This is a genomic window from Litoribrevibacter euphylliae, assembly GCF_042646085.1.
Lineage (GTDB): Bacteria > Pseudomonadota > Gammaproteobacteria > Pseudomonadales > Litoribrevibacteraceae > Litoribrevibacter > Litoribrevibacter euphylliae.
Genome location: NZ_JBHRSZ010000004.1, coordinates 563367 through 577616 on the forward strand (window position 1 = coordinate 563367; position 14250 = coordinate 577616).

The 14250-nt window shown below is 46.5% G+C and carries 13 protein-coding genes; 9 read left to right on the plus strand and 4 right to left on the minus strand.

The window, feature by feature from the left end:
* Positions 1–30 precede the first annotated feature (30 nt).
* Both ACFOEK_RS10005 and ACFOEK_RS10010 read left to right on the plus strand, forming a co-directional pair.
* Complete coding sequence (locus ACFOEK_RS10005) at positions 31–1125, plus strand: lipase family protein (RefSeq protein ID WP_386719964.1); 1095 nt, start codon at positions 31–33, stop codon at positions 1123–1125.
* Between the two features lie 131 nt (positions 1126–1256).
* Positions 1257–1979, plus strand: coding sequence for a hypothetical protein (locus ACFOEK_RS10010; protein WP_386719967.1), 723 nt, complete (start codon positions 1257–1259; stop codon positions 1977–1979).
* A 455-nt stretch (positions 1980–2434) separates the two neighbouring features.
* On the opposite strand, the gene ACFOEK_RS10015 is transcribed toward ACFOEK_RS10010, so the two are convergent.
* The 4 genes from ACFOEK_RS10015 to ACFOEK_RS10030 all read right to left on the minus strand — a co-directional run bounded on the left by ACFOEK_RS10015 (position 2435) and on the right by ACFOEK_RS10030 (position 6444).
* A complete protein-coding gene (locus tag ACFOEK_RS10015; RefSeq protein WP_386719970.1) occupies positions 2435–3100 on the minus strand; it encodes an SDR family oxidoreductase in 666 nt (221 codons plus the stop codon).
* A 114-nt stretch (positions 3101–3214) separates the two neighbouring features.
* Positions 3215–3760, minus strand: a complete 546-nt coding sequence (locus ACFOEK_RS10020) for a HugZ family pyridoxamine 5'-phosphate oxidase (RefSeq protein WP_386719972.1) — start codon at positions 3758–3760, stop codon at positions 3215–3217.
* Positions 3761–3849: 89 nt separating this feature from the next.
* Entirely contained in the window at positions 3850–4227 is a 378-nt protein-coding gene (hutX, locus tag ACFOEK_RS10025) for a heme utilization cystosolic carrier protein HutX (RefSeq protein WP_386719975.1), read from the minus strand.
* 96 nt (positions 4228–4323) lie between these two features.
* Positions 4324–6444, minus strand: coding sequence for a TonB-dependent hemoglobin/transferrin/lactoferrin family receptor (locus tag ACFOEK_RS10030; RefSeq protein ID WP_386719978.1), 2121 nt, complete (start codon positions 6442–6444; stop codon positions 4324–4326).
* A 279-nt stretch (positions 6445–6723) separates the two neighbouring features.
* Between ACFOEK_RS10030 and ACFOEK_RS10035 the strand changes: the two genes are divergently transcribed.
* From ACFOEK_RS10035 to ACFOEK_RS10065, 7 genes are all read left to right on the plus strand, one after another.
* A complete protein-coding gene (locus ACFOEK_RS10035; RefSeq protein WP_386719981.1) occupies positions 6724–7554 on the plus strand; it encodes an energy transducer TonB in 831 nt (276 codons plus the stop codon).
* A gap of 89 nt (positions 7555–7643) precedes the next feature.
* Positions 7644–8315, plus strand: coding sequence for a MotA/TolQ/ExbB proton channel family protein (locus ACFOEK_RS10040; RefSeq protein ID WP_386719984.1), 672 nt, complete (start codon positions 7644–7646; stop codon positions 8313–8315).
* On the plus strand, positions 8312–8758 hold the full coding sequence (locus tag ACFOEK_RS10045) for an ExbD/TolR family protein (protein ID WP_386719987.1): 447 nt from the start codon (positions 8312–8314) through the stop codon (positions 8756–8758). The genes ACFOEK_RS10040 and ACFOEK_RS10045 overlap by 4 nt, the downstream gene beginning before the upstream one ends.
* Before the next feature lie 32 nt (positions 8759–8790).
* Complete coding sequence (locus ACFOEK_RS10050) at positions 8791–9741, plus strand: heme/hemin ABC transporter substrate-binding protein (protein ID WP_386719990.1); 951 nt, start codon at positions 8791–8793, stop codon at positions 9739–9741.
* Complete coding sequence (locus ACFOEK_RS10055) at positions 9741–10784, plus strand: FecCD family ABC transporter permease (protein ID WP_386719993.1); 1044 nt, start codon at positions 9741–9743, stop codon at positions 10782–10784. Before ACFOEK_RS10050 ends, ACFOEK_RS10055 begins: the two co-directional genes overlap by 1 nt.
* The gene (locus ACFOEK_RS10060; protein ID WP_386719996.1) at positions 10785–11597 is read left to right on the plus strand and encodes a heme ABC transporter ATP-binding protein; all 813 of its coding nucleotides are present in this window, start codon (positions 10785–10787) and stop codon (positions 11595–11597) included.
* 595 nt (positions 11598–12192) lie between these two features.
* A complete protein-coding gene (locus tag ACFOEK_RS10065; protein ID WP_386719999.1) occupies positions 12193–14238 on the plus strand; it encodes a methyl-accepting chemotaxis protein in 2046 nt (681 codons plus the stop codon).
* Positions 14239–14250: the final 12 nt, after the last annotated feature.

Sequence of the window (14250 nt, forward strand, 5' to 3'; positions counted from 1 at the left end):
GATTTATTCGGTTAAAGGCAAAGGACTCCTATGAAATACTCCATCGAACAGCAAATGCTGACACTCTCCTACATCTCTTACTGTGGCTATGCGCTCACTGGTTCAGATAAGAACAACGCCCAGAAGATTGCCCCAAGGCTGGTTGAACACTTAGCGTTGGAACCGCCCACCGCAGATGAATGGAAGCTGGTGTGGGGGCCGGCCGTCAGTGAATTTTGGTTCTCGCTGTTCGATGACAATATGGCGTATATTGTTCAGCATCGTAAGTACCCTCATAAGCTGGCTGTAGTTTTTCGTGGAACTAACCCGGTGGCACTCTCAAATTGGATCGTCGAAGATTTCTTCGTGTTCAGAAAGAAACCTTGGAAAGCAGGCTGCAACTCGGTTCAGGTCTATGGCAACCGTCCGGCTAAGATTTCTTATGGCACTCATGTGGGCATGGAAAAAGTAAAGAAAATGGAAGCGCCGGTTGGGGTTCCCGGTGCGGGTACGACCATGTTGCAGTTCTTGCGAATCCAGGCAGAAACGCATGACAAACCCTTGGATATCACAGTAACAGGCCATAGCTTAGGCGCGACCTTATCTTCAACTTACGGACTCTTTCTAAAACAAACGTCAGGTCAGGTGGATATCCCAGTGCAAGAACAATGGGATCCGGAAGGTAACGCGAGTATTCATGTCTACGCTTTCGCGGGTGCTACAGCGGGCAATAAAGCCTTTGCCGACTATTCTGACTCCCTGTTAGATGACTCCCACCTGAAACGACTTTCCAGCAGCCTGGACATAGTCCCTCACGCCTGGAATAGAGAGTCAGTTGCTGAAATGAGAGACCTCTATTTACCGGTGGCTAAGCCTAATATTCTGGTGGACTTATTTGTCACGCAAGCGACATTGGCGTCTATCTTATGTGACTACACTCAACCCCAAGCACAACAACCGTATCTTGAAGGTGAACTATCGGATGTGTGTCGGGAGTATTTCCAGCAAGCCATCTATCAACATGTGGTTGCTTATCCTAATTTGTTGGGATTGGAAGGAATTCTCGATCCGCTGACTTACTTCCCAATTCTAAAAGCGGTTTTACCTTGTTATTCGGACAAAGAACCACAGCCTGTAGCCGACTAGGTGTTGTTGAATAAAGTGAGTAAAGGTATTTGAGGAAACGGTTTTGAGGAAAGCATGCCAGCCGTAACATTTGTTAATTTCAGATCAGACTCGATGGGATAGGATAGCGCCACCCTGTTTCGGAAGATCTGATGATGAAAAAGAACGTCTGGCATGCTGTCTCGAATTACCCTGAATTAAAATTCGGGCAGTACATTGTCCCTAACTTTGTGTCCAACTCGGTTGCCATTAAGGTGTCTGACAACGAATTTGTGGTTATTAGCCCGGGTAAGCCGTTGTTGGATTCCTGGCCTGAAGAGTGGCATCGCCCAGACATTAAACTCCATATCGTCATGCCCAATGGCTACCACTACATGGGTGTGAAGCATTGGCAGAAGACGTTCAGAAACTTTGCATTATATGCCAGCCGAAAAGCCATTACTCGATTGATGCAACAAGGCGTGGTGGCGTCGGAAAATGAAATCTATGCCTTAGAAGACAAACAACCGCCGATGCCACAAGGCTATTCGGTGTTGTTGCCTCCGGGTCATAGAGCCGGAGATGCCTGGATTAAAAAACAAGATGAACAGGGTTGCCTCTGGATCACCTGCGACAGCTTTCTGAATTACGACCGACTCTCCAACCAGCCGGTAGCCCGCTTTACCCAAAAGCTGTTGGACGCTGCACCGGGGCTTAAAATGAGCCAAGTAGTGAAGTGGTTCATCATTGAAGACCGCGCTCAGTTCAAGTCTTGGGTGTTGAATCAATTACAGTTGGATAAACCGACCACAATGATCCCGAGTCACGGTGAGATTGCTCAGGCAGAAGATCTGTATAAAAAGATAAATCAGCTAGTGATAGATCGTTTAGATTAACACCAATAGGGCAGTAAATTTTACTGCCCTAAGATTCTTTATCTAGTCTTGTGTGTCTGATAACTGAATAAAATATGGTATTGGGGCATTTGATCCTGCAGGAACAGCATCACATGAGGACACAACTGAGGCATCAGTATATTTATATGATACGTCAATCTTTCGAGATGATACTTGGGCTGTTTGGAGTATGCTTAACCATGATTTACAAGTACTCGTACTTACGTTACCTATGTCTTGTGCAATGTTGCAAAGTACTATAAATGTACCGTCTGATATTGCATTTCCAGATAGGTATAGGCCTCCTGTATTCGAAATACGAGTTTTTATAACTGATGTTTGACACTGAGGTCCAGCGAGTATTGATTGAGAAGACAATAATGCTGTAAGTATTAATACAAGCTTCTTCATTGGGTTTCCTAGTATTGGTGAATGAGAAGGCCGGATTGTATTACTTACCAAGGTAGCACTTCACCATTGGAGTGCCAGAAACCACCGGTATTTTCCATATTCAGTTCTTCAATACGTGCGGCTAACCCTTTCGCGGCATCTTGCGGTGAAATATCACCGTTGAAGCCCACCATGCGGGTTTGAACAAAGCCTGGATGCAATTGAGCTACCGCGATACCTTGCGATTTCAGGTCTTCGGCCAGTGATTTGCCGAAGGCATTCAATGCGGCTTTGGACGCGCGGTAACCGTAATACGCACCGGATGTATTATCCGCAATCGAACCCATACGACTGGTGATGTTGGCGATCTTTGAACCCTCTTTTAACTGAGGAAGTAGCGCGAGCGTCACTTTAAGAGGGCCGTAGGCGTTGACTTCCATCTGTTGTTCAATGGTCTCAAAGTCCATATTACTGAGCGTTTCATTGATAAAGAGACCTGCATTGTTAATCAAAATATCGATGCTTTGATTGCTCAGGAAAATCTTTAATTGCTCAATGGCATTGATGTTAGAAACGTCGATATGCTCTATCACCATGGATGCGACTTCGTCTAATTCGTCCGATGTTTCTCGGCATACGCCAATAACTTGATCGCCTTGGGCTTGATAATGTCTCGCGAGTTCAAGACCAATGCCTCGATTGGCTCCAGTGATAACGACCGTTCTGCTCATGGGATGTCCTTTTCTGCTCTTTTCTGATTGGGATAGATTAAGGTTGTGTAAGAGTGTAGCGATTAAGTCCGTTATGGGGGCCAATTAGTTCAAAACAAGTGTTGATGATGTTTGTTAAGAGGCTTTTGCTTCTTCAGAGACAGTGGCTCGGGTTTTGTGTCCGTCTCGTAAACGATCAATGCTTTCACCGCATAGGGTATCGCCTGCAATGGCAAAAGCCCGACCAAAGTCTTTCACGTAACGACCGCCTAATGGATTGAGGCGGAACAAGTTGAAATCACTCAACTCAGCCAGTTTATGAATGCGGTCCCCGTGCTTTTGAAAAAGTTGCTCAATACCGGTTTTGTACTCATCAGAATCTAATTCGATGTGCTTGGCCTGTACTTGATAGTTCACTCGAATACGCGCAAAGATAGTCGCGGCTTCCGATTCATCTTCGACAATTTGAACAGCGGCTTTAGGGTTGTTTCTCAGATTCTTACCATGAATAGCGATGTCACTCAGCAATACATAAATACACTCGTCGCCAGTGGCGAAAGGCGCGTAAGAGGCGTATGGATAACCGTCTTCATCCAGACTTGCAAGGTTCAGAGTCTTGCGGGTGTTTAGAAAGTCGATGATTTCATCGCCCAAACGTTGTTCAAGGCCTTTGTTTTTCATAATTCTAATCCTAATAAATTGGGGAATCTCTGAGCAGGGAAGGGTTTGTTCAAAGGTTCCTTTATATAGTTTATATGATTGAGTAATTACTATGCGCTATAGATTGTTTGTAGTTCTTTAAAACGGGTTACTTGATTCTCAAGTAATTCGCCGTCGGAATCCCGGCCAACGAAAATTTTAAAAATGCAGCCGTTGTCTTTGTCATTGAACACCAAGGCATAGCTTTGTTTACCTCGGTGTTGCTTGTCTTGGAAGGCAATGTGATCCACTTTGTCGAGATTTAAATGGCCTTCAAAACCGGATTCGCCTTTGAGGTTATAGAATCCTTGTGCAACCGAGCCTTGAGGGAAATTACCTTTGAATTCAAACACTGACCCGCCGTGAAGAATGATGGTGGTTGTGTTTCCCCAATCTGCAATCTCTTGCAGTAATTCGAGGGCATTGTCGCCAGGTATGTTCATAGTCATTAACTCATCCGGTTTTTATTGGGGATTAGAATTTGTAGCAAGTACGTCTTCTAATCCCTCTCTTTATGTGAAACATGTATTGTAAATAGTTAGCGGTTAGAAGCTGTACTTAGCCGCTACTTTTAGTGAACGGCCAGGCTCATACACTTCCGAGAAGGCTTGTTGATAATGGGTGTCTTGTAAGTTTGCTAAGACAACATCCACTTTTACACCTTCCAGACTTGTGTCTGAGGGTTCCCAAGTCGCGTACAGATCGGTCGTGGTATAGCCATCATACACATGTTGATCTTCTTCAATGCGATCTTGCTTTTCAGCACTTAGGATTCTGACACCGGCTTTGGTGTCGATATCCCAGAAACCGTAACTAATATCAGCAACCCACTTGTCCGCAGGAATGTTAGGAAGGTGATCTTTGGTAGTGCCAGAAGAGGTCGTGGTATCGTGCGTGCCGCGTGTTTGACCGTAGCTTAGTAACGCATTGAAGGCACCAATCTGATAATTCGCTTCAAGCTCATAACCCCATAACTCTGCGTCACGTGCATTTGTATGAGTGGATGTCCCTGATACACAGTTACACGCGGGTGGTGGGCCGAAATCAGCTGTGGTTACAACGTCCAGATAGATGAAGTCTTCAACGTCGTTTTGGAACGCCGTCGCGGCAATCGTTAGCTTGTCATCCGCTAATAGATTGTTAAATGCCAGATCTACACTTAACTCGATGTTTTTGGCGGTTTCAGGTTTTAGATCCGGGTTAGCTACGAACTCATTATCCCAGCCTGGTGCGCCATAGTTGAAGTGTGTCCCTTGGATGTACAGCTCATAAGAGGATGGAGCGCGGAAGGCTTCATCGTAACGCAAACTCCAACGCATCCAATCGGTCGCTTGCCAACGAATACCCGCTGATGTTGAAAGATTGTTCTCGTCAGCACTGGTGTCCAGGTCATCCGACTCCGTTTCAAAGCTGTCGTAGCGAAGGCTGGCGTCCAGTTGAATTGTGGAGGTTAGATCATGAGTAATCGTGGTGAATGCACCCCAAACTTCACTTTCCGCTTTGGATGGCGGGTTAGGACGGTTGCCGGTGCTAGCGTCTTCGGTTCGTTTGGTTTCAATGGTGTCCTTGTAGCCATCAATCCCAACCAGTATTTGTGTCTGGTCGAAGTCGAAATTATTCAGAAGGTTCAAGCCAATTGTTTTTAGATCGCTTTGGTCGGTGCCTTCCAGTAAGTTAACCTCTTCGTTTTCTGTGTCGTTTAAATACAGTTTGGCATCGAAGTTAAGGTACTTAGAGGAGCCTTTGTGGGAATAATCAATCGCAGCGTGTTGATCTTTCACTAGACGATCAATCAGTAGATCGTCAGCGTTCTCGGCTTCATCGGTAGAACCCACCGTTGGCGGATGACCATCAAGATCGGCGTAGCGATATTGTGCTTGAACGCGCTGGTATTGATCGAGGTCGATCCCAAATTTACCTAAATAGGTGGTGTTTTTGGCTTCTGTTCCATACAAGGTCTGGCGTGAATCAACGTTTTCACCTTGCTTCATGAAGTTGCTGTCGTAGTGCGTGGCAGCAAAAAGCACATCCATGTTGTCGTGTTTAGCGGCGATTCCGGCAGACGTTGTACGAACGTCACCATTGGTTTGGTAGCCTTTCTTGATGAAACCACCGACATCGTTACCTTCTTGGATCAGGTCATCGGACTCAATGGTGTTTTGAACAACCACACCTCCAATGGCACCAGAACCCCACAAGCTACTAGAAGGGCCTTTCAGCACTTCAACAGATTTTAATAGCTCAGGATCAAGGAAATAAGACGGGCGGTGAGAGAAGTTGGTGTTGGAACGAGCACCGTCGATCACCTGAAGAACTTTGTCACCTTCCAGACCACGAATGTTAATTTTTTGGTTGCCTGGTACGGCGCCACCACCCACAGAAACGTTTGTTTGATAAGAAACGGCTTCGGCTACTGAGTTGGCTTGGATTTCTTCCAGCTGTTCTTTTTCAACCACTGAAACGGTACGTGTCACATCTTCTGCGTCTTGGGAAACTCGAGTCGCATTTACCGTGACTTTTTTGAATTCAGTAATGTCTCTGTTTTCTGTAGTGACAGACGTTTTTTTTGTAGAAACATTAGCATCTTGAGTTTGTGCATACACGTTGCTGGAGAGTAGCAAACTTCCTAAACCGCTGACTGCTAGAGCGGTAATCGCTTTTGACATGAGTGATTTTCCTAAATCGATCTAAATGTTCCAAGCTAAACAACGAGTTCTTCTGAGAACTTCTTAATGTTTGGTGCACATCCTGGTGCCAATATCTTCCGTGTTGTGATTTGTTATCGGTTGCAAATGCTAATTATTCTCAATAATATAGTCAACAGAAATGAGAATTGTTTTTATTTGAATGCTTTGTCAGTAAACAATCGTTTGGTAGCAAAGGCTCAGTAAACGGCTTGTCATAACTGAGAATCCACACATGAAGCGTGAAAGGTGTTAAGGGAAATGAAGAGTTTTGGTGTTCGATTATTTTCCGTGTGTATGGCGTTGCTGCTTCATGCAGGCGTGATCAGCTATTTAAACTCCTATGAGCAACAACAAGTAAGTTCAGGTCAGGTATCTAACTCAACCTTGGCGTTATCTTTTTCATTTTCTTCGCCACTGATTGAAAGAGCAGAGGCAAGCATTTCGAAGCCCGTGCTTATTGAAGAGTCTACTGAAGAGTCTATTCAAGAACCGATTCAAAAGCTTATAGATGCCCCTATTAAAGAGCCTGTGGTAGATCCAATAAGCAAACCACAACTACAAAAAGCCCAGCCAGCTCCCCAAGTGCCTGCAATCGTTGACAGTTTCCCACAAAAAGACACTCAAACAACAGAGAAGGTAACTGACGTTTTAGAAACTGAAATAGCCGCAGCCGAAACCGAGAGTCCGACCATTAAAAACGATTCGAAAACGCCAATCTCTGAAATGAAAGAAACTGAAACGAATGAAGTGGAAACCGAGTCTGTTGCCAGCCAGGCAACGGCGATATCGAATCAGTCGGGCGTTCATGAAGACATCATCCTTGATCCGCAATTTAAGTCCGATCCACAGCCGCCTATCTATCCCCGCTTAGCGCGCAAGCGTGGTCAGGAAGGTGTGGTCTGGCTGGATGTGTGGTTAGACAGTCGTGGCGAACAAACCAAGTTGGAAGTCTATGACAGTTCAGGCATAGGCTCGCTGGATCGTGCGGCGATTGAGGCTGTTTCCAAGTGGGAGTTTGTTCCCAAACATGCCGCAGGTCTGACGGTGGCGTCTCGGGTGCGTATCCCGGTGCACTTTATGTTGAATTAACTGGATGTTGAATTAACTAGATATTTTGAACTCGCCATTTTTTTTGAACGTATAAAACCCCCTAAAGAGAAACAGTAAGAGCAAGATTTATGTCCTTAGAAATCATTCAGCAACAGCTCGGGCCGTTGGCCATTCCTATGTTGGTGTTGTCTTTATTGGTATTCATTATTCTGATTGAACGTTTTTGTGTATTGGCTCATGCAAGTCTTCGCCGTCGTTCATCGCCTTTATCTAAGGTTGCTGACGGAGCTTCCTCTTCAGAACCATCTAAACGATTGATCCGAATGCCGCTGATCACTGCAGAGGGCATTCAGTTATTGGCGGAACATACTGAGCAAACCAAGCCAATCCGAGAAGAAATTTCGGGCATCTGGTTACTACAAAAGAAACGAAAACTGTCATCCGGACTTCGCTTTTTACAGGTGATTGCGGTACTGGCTCCGTTATTGGGGTTATTCGGAACGGTACTTGGTCTTATTAAAGTGTTTGATGATTTGTCCGTGGTAACGGGAGCGATTGAACCTTCGATGTTGGCCGAAGGCTTGGGGTTGGCGATGTACACCACGGCAGCGGGGCTTTTGATTGCCGTGCCAGCAGTGGCCGGAGCTCATTGTTATGCCATGTGGGTGGATCGCCTAATCAATCATGCTGAGCATGTGATGAATCATTTCAATTTGATGCTGGAAGGGGTGTCGGTGTCAGACTGTTCCCACCCAATGGGCGAGCTGACAAACGCTTCGTTGAAGGAATCCATAGCATGATCACAGCGTCTTCTGGGAGTCATGCTGAGAACAATGGCAACGAGGTTCCTTCCTTAGAGCTCACACCCCTGATTGATATTGTGTTTATCGTCATTGTGTTCCTGTTGATTACAGCGAATGCACCTTTGTTAAAACTGCCCGTCAATATTCCTGAAGCCACTGAAAATCCGTCTGCAGACGTGATCAGTGACGAGACCTTAGTCATCACGGTTGCGTCAGACCAAAACAGCTGGGCGCTAGGTGACGATACGTATGAAGAATGGGGTGAGCTAAAAACAGTGCTTCTAGGGCGTATTCAAAGCAAGCAAAGCGTATTGAATTCACTCAATATTTCCATTGCAACCGATAACTCAGCAACCGCTGAATCTTTGGTAAAAGTGATGTCATTTTTAAATGAACATCAGTTGAAGAATGTACAAATCTTGATGCAACAGCCGGAGTAATCGGCTTAATTTTCTACACGGTAGGGTATGTCATGTCGACTTTAAAGATGAATAGTGAGGATGTTCAATTGGCCAGAAAAGCATCTCTTTTAAAGCAAGAGTTCACCGAACATCTGCTTCCCGTGTTACTTGCTTTGGCGGCATGCACGGTGGTTTTGCTGGGTGCGTTTGCATCTCCTGCGCAAGCAAGTACCTCGTCAGATGATGTGCGAATCATCAGTACAGATGCCGGTACAACAGAAATCCTGGTGGCTTTAGGGCAGGGCGAATCTTTGGTGGGTATTGATGTGACCAGTTCTGTGCCTGACACCTTAACGCCAGCGAAGGTTGGTTATCATCGTCAATTGGCAGCCGAAGGTTTGTTGAGCTTGGCTCCGACGATTGTTTTTGGCAGTGAACACATTGGCCCAAAAGAAACCGTTAATGCTCTGAAAAGCGCTAATACGCAATTGGTACTGCAACCCACCGCGACCGATTCACAACAACTGATCGAGAACATTCAGCAAGTTGCGGAAGCTTTAAAACTGTCCGGTGATCAACTGGTCGATCAAGTTCAATCGGCGCAGCACATTCTTGATAAAAACTTGGATAAAAGCTCGGATAAAAGATTGGATAAAGCGTCTTCAGGGCGATCTACAAAAGCGGTGTTTTTGTTGTATTTGGAAGGGCGTGGTTTGAAACAGGCCGGACTAGGTACTTCCGGAGATTCACTTCTGAACCTGTTAGGTTTAGAGAATGTGTCTTCTCATTCTAATTACCGCTCTGTTTCTGCGGAAGGTCTAATGACCATGCAGCCCGAGGTGATTCTGATCGGCAGCCAAAACCCTAAAGCAGCTGAGGCCTTGTTAGCGCAATTCCCGTCGTTGTCTCATACGCCAGCCGTTGAAAACAACAAGGTGCTGTTTGTGGATGCGGCTGCGTTGGTGTCAGGTATTAGTCTGAAGGCAATGGAAGAAGCCGTGCGCGTGTCTGAAGCTTTGTAATGAACAGTCGTCGTTTATCTGCAGAATCTCTCATGTCGCCCATCATGTTACCTATGATGGTGCTATTAGTTCTTTTGGTCGCTTGGTCCGTCGCCAGTGGCCCCATGAAGTTGCCTTTAACCCAGAGTTTAATCTCGATTTGGGATGGTGTGTTTGGTAGTGAGTTCAGCACGCTTCAACAATATGAAAAAGTGGTAGTGTGGGACCTTCGTTTACCGAGAACCATCCTGGCTTTGTTGGTTGGGGCGTTACTGGCTCAGTGCGGCGCGGTGATGCAAGGCATCTTCCGAAATCCGCTGGCTGACCCAGGTATTATCGGCGTGGCGTCAGGTGCGGCATTAGGTGCGGCCATCGCCATCGTTGTGTTACCTGTTGAATACCAATATCTGACGGTGCCGTTTTGTTCCTTTGTGGGGGGCTTATTAACCACTTGGTTGGTCTATGGATTAGCCAAAAACGAATCAGGTACTTCGGTCGTTATCCTGTTATTAGCAGGTGTTGCTATTGCCGCCTTTGGTGGTGCCATTATTGGCTTTTTAACCTACATCGCAAATGACCAAGCACTGCGGGATTTGAGTCTCTGGCAGATGGGGTCTTTGGCATCCGCTTCCGGTTTTGATCTGATGTTAACCGGCGTTGTGTTAGTGATTGTGATGGTGCTGTTTCAGAAACAGGCCAATGCATTGAATGCACTCTTGTTAGGTGAAGCGGAAGCACGCCACTTGGGCATCGAAGTCGAAAAGCTGAAGCAGCAGTTCATTCTGATTACGGCGATTGGGGTCGGTGTTGCGGTATCGGTATCGGGCGTAATTGGCTTTGTTGGCTTGGTGGTTCCGCATCTCGTTCGCATGATGGTGGGGCCGGATCATCGTATTCTTTTGCCTTTGTCCGCGATGTTAGGCGCGGCCTTGTTGTTGCTTGCTGATCTTGGTGCCCGAACTTGGATGAGCCCAGCGGAATTACCCGTGGGACTGGTTACGGCAGGTTTGGGTGCACCTTTCTTTATGGTACTTCTATTTCAACGTCGACAGGGAATGATGTAGATGGGGCGAGATTTACAAACAGAGGTTTCAAAAACAGGCGATGTTTTATCGATTCAAAATCTCTCTTTGTCGGTAGGGCGAAAGTCACTTTTAAACATTGATACGCTGTTTGCTCGTTCGGGTCAGCTGATTGCTTTGCTCGGGGCTAATGGTGCGGGTAAATCCACCTTATTTAAGTCCATTACTGGCGAAATGCTGCCAGATGATGTTCACGCTTCTCGTGTTGAATTGCATGGCAAAAGTGTGTCTCAGTGGCAGCCCCAACAGCTGGCTCGTCACCTTGGCGTGTTGCCGCAAGCCAGCCAGCTCAGTTTTCCTTTTACGGTAAAAGAAGTGGTGGGTTTGGGATTAATTCCATTGACTGCCAGCAGGGCCGAGGGCCAACGTTTGGTGGCAGATGCTATGAGACAAACTGACACCACTCAATTTGCTGATCGTATCTACACTCAGCTGTCAGGTGGTGAGCGGCAGCGTGTTCATTTAGCTCGCGTGTTGGTGCAGTTATCCCAAGCGGATCAGACTCCTGTGTTGCTACTGGATGAACCGACTTCTGCGCAAGATTTAGGGCAACAGCATCACATTCTCAAATTAGCCGAAGACTTGTGTCACCAAAAGGGTTGGACGGTGATCGCGATTCTCCATGACCTAAACCAAGCTATGCGTTATTGCGATCAAGTTTGGTTGTTGCAGCAAGGTCGTGTGATCGAGCAGGGGGCGCCTAATCAGGTGTTGACTGAATCTATCATTGAAGGGGTTTGGGGTTATCGACCCGAGTTGGTAAAAAGAGCTAATGGCGAGTACGTTTTGGTTTAGGTCTTAGGTTAGAGAATAAGCCAAATAAGGCGTTAGGCGAACCTTTTCGCCTAACGTCATAGACTCTGAGTTATGCCTGTCCAGCGGTTCCTTAAGATCAACGAGCAACAATGGATGCCTTGTACGCCATCCGCAATGATGACCATAGTTAGCTGCGGTTTAGTTGGTACTTTTAGGATGTCTTAAGGATAGGCACAAAAGCCGGTAGAAAGGCAGACATTGGTGGTGTCTCCCATCAGCGAAGAGAGGATGAAGGCTTGTCCGTTTGGTTAGTAATCTAACGCCCTTAAAGTGGTTAATACATAAGAACCAAGGGACATCAGAGGCTTACTTCTTCCCGAGCATCAGTTTTTACGGTCATTTGCTAACCTAATGATATTTATAGGTTATTAATTCTCATTCTCTAATCGACGTCAGTTACTTCTCTTTTTTTCAAAACCTTAAAGTATGACGAGCCCTGTATTTTCAGCGCTATATTGCTTTCTTACGCCTCAACGTTTTATGGGTGATTCAATCACAAAGCTGTTTGATAACGTGGTTGATCAATAGCGTTTGAGACGCACCAGAAACTGACAAATTCAACAAGGAAGTGGCTATGGGCTTTAAATCATTGCAATCGAAAATAAGGTACACCCTGTTGGCTGTTCTGGCGGTGATGCTAGTTGTCGTATCTGTCGTAGTCTCTTTAATGGAAAGTCGAACCATCCTCGATCAAGCCAACGCCGAAATTGAAACTAAGGTGTCCGCCTCCCTCAAACTCTTAGCCATCACTGACTCTGTTATGAAGGAACGAGTGGCGTCGTCGATGGCGCTGCTTAAACAGCGTGGTGTTGAACTCGGGGATGCCGCTGCTGGGTCGTCTGTGACGGTGAATGGTCGGCAAACCAAGGACTTATTATTGGGTGGTGAATCGCAGGCAAATCGCTTTGGTTTGGTGGATGGTGTGACCGAAGTGATGGGCGGTACCGCGACCTTATTTGTGCGTGATGGCAGTAATTTTGTTCGAGTCTCTACGAATGTCATGAAGCAAGGCAAACGGGCTATCGGTACGTTATTGGCTCCGGATGGCAAAGTCATAAAGTTGATTCGTAATAAACGCCCTTACTATGGGCAAGTGGATATTTTGGGCACGCCTTACGTGACAGGTTATGAACCGGTTCTTGACAGCAGTGGCCAGGTCGTCGGTATTTGGTACGTTGGCTACAAGGCGGATTTGCAAGAGCTTCAAGCGGCGGTGACCAGCAGTCATATTCTGGAAACTGGGTTTGTTGCTCTGGTGGATGATATGCAGCGACTTCGTTTTCATTCGTCACAAGATGATGCATTGGTCAGTGCGGTGCTGGATGGTTCTGAATCAGGCTGGCAAGTAACACGAGTCGATTTTCCCGCTTGGAATTACCAACTGATTGCGGCTTATCCCGACAGTGACATCGTTGGCTTGATTATGCATAAAGTGGCGGTGATCTTACTGGGTGCTGTGGTCATTTCAGCTTTACTGATGTTTGTGCTTGGGTGGGCGATCAACAGTTTGGTGGTCAGACCGGTTCAATCGGCCATGAACGTGGCGGATCGTATTGCTCATGGACAGTTTGATAACCACATCGAGTATTCCAACAACGATGAAGTAGGGCGTTTACTCAACTCTTTGAGGGTTATGCAGCAGGCATTGAGTCATTTCATTAGTCAAGTATCGGTGGCCGGAGAGCAACTCAGTATTACTTCTGGCGAGCTTTCCACGGTTTCACAACAAACCCTGGCTGGAGTTGCCGATCAAAGAACTAGAACCGATTCGGTAGCGACGGCTATGGATGAAATGACTGCCACGGTTGCTGAGGTAGCACGAAATGCCAGCGAAGCGGCCGAAGTGACTCATCAAACCGATCAGAAAACCAAAGACGGTCTCAATGTGGTGAATCAAACCATGCAGACCATTCACTTATTAGCGGAAGATGTCAATCAAGCCGCTGAAACCATCAATCAACTGGAGAAATCCACGGAGCATATTTCGACGGTAGTTGATGTGATCAGAGGCATTGCCGAACAAACCAATCTACTTGCACTGAATGCAGCCATTGAAGCCGCTCGTGCCGGTGAACAAGGGCGAGGTTTTGCGGTTGTTGCGAGTGAAGTTCGGGAATTGGCAACGCGAACTCATGAATCGACTCAGGAAATATCTAACATGATTGATTCGTTGTGCAGTGGCGCCCGAGCTTCGGTGTCCAGTATGCAAGCCAGCAGTGATAGAGCCAACGAGAGTGTCTCCAAAGCGGATCTGGCGTTATCTGCACTCAACAGTATTGCTGAAGCCGTTACCCATATGAAAGACATGAATCATCAAATTGCTTCGGCTGCCGAAGAACAGAGTTGTGTGGCGGAAGAAGTCAGTCGTAACGTTTGGGAAATCCGTAAAGTGGCGGAAGAAACCAGTGAAGGTGCTGGTTTGGCATTCAGTGCGATGAATCGACTCTCAGACCTGGCGGGGACTCTTGATGCATTGCTGAGGCAGTACCAAGGGCAACAGCAAGAGCCGCAAGACTTGTATTCGTTTACGGGTTCGCAGGTGCCCAGAAATGATAATGTCTCGATCGAGGCCCGATCTGCTGTAATCTCTGGGAAAACTGAAGCGCTTGTGCTTACCTAAGTTCAGGTTGTG

What these genes read in the sequence shown, in the direction of transcription:
- ACFOEK_RS10005 (WP_386719964.1), top strand. Translation starts at nt 31, where the DNA reads ATGAAATACTCCATCGAACAGCAAATGCTGACACTCTCCTACATCTCT.
- ACFOEK_RS10010 (WP_386719967.1), top strand. Translation starts at nt 1,257, where the DNA reads ATGATGAAAAAGAACGTCTGGCATGCTGTCTCGAATTACCCTGAATTA.
- ACFOEK_RS10015 (WP_386719970.1), bottom strand. Translation starts at nt 3,100, where the DNA reads ATGAGCAGAACGGTCGTTATCACTGGAGCCAATCGAGGCATTGGTCTT.
- ACFOEK_RS10020 (WP_386719972.1), bottom strand. Translation starts at nt 3,760, where the DNA reads ATGAAAAACAAAGGCCTTGAACAACGTTTGGGCGATGAAATCATCGAC.
- hutX (WP_386719975.1), bottom strand. Translation starts at nt 4,227, where the DNA reads ATGACTATGAACATACCTGGCGACAATGCCCTCGAATTACTGCAAGAG.
- ACFOEK_RS10030 (WP_386719978.1), bottom strand. Translation starts at nt 6,444, where the DNA reads ATGTCAAAAGCGATTACCGCTCTAGCAGTCAGCGGTTTAGGAAGTTTG.
- ACFOEK_RS10035 (WP_386719981.1), top strand. Translation starts at nt 6,724, where the DNA reads ATGAAGAGTTTTGGTGTTCGATTATTTTCCGTGTGTATGGCGTTGCTG.
- ACFOEK_RS10040 (WP_386719984.1), top strand. Translation starts at nt 7,644, where the DNA reads ATGTCCTTAGAAATCATTCAGCAACAGCTCGGGCCGTTGGCCATTCCT.
- ACFOEK_RS10045 (WP_386719987.1), top strand. Translation starts at nt 8,312, where the DNA reads ATGATCACAGCGTCTTCTGGGAGTCATGCTGAGAACAATGGCAACGAG.
- ACFOEK_RS10050 (WP_386719990.1), top strand. Translation starts at nt 8,791, where the DNA reads ATGTCGACTTTAAAGATGAATAGTGAGGATGTTCAATTGGCCAGAAAA.
- ACFOEK_RS10055 (WP_386719993.1), top strand. Translation starts at nt 9,741, where the DNA reads ATGAACAGTCGTCGTTTATCTGCAGAATCTCTCATGTCGCCCATCATG.
- ACFOEK_RS10060 (WP_386719996.1), top strand. Translation starts at nt 10,785, where the DNA reads ATGGGGCGAGATTTACAAACAGAGGTTTCAAAAACAGGCGATGTTTTA.
- ACFOEK_RS10065 (WP_386719999.1), top strand. Translation starts at nt 12,193, where the DNA reads ATGGGCTTTAAATCATTGCAATCGAAAATAAGGTACACCCTGTTGGCT.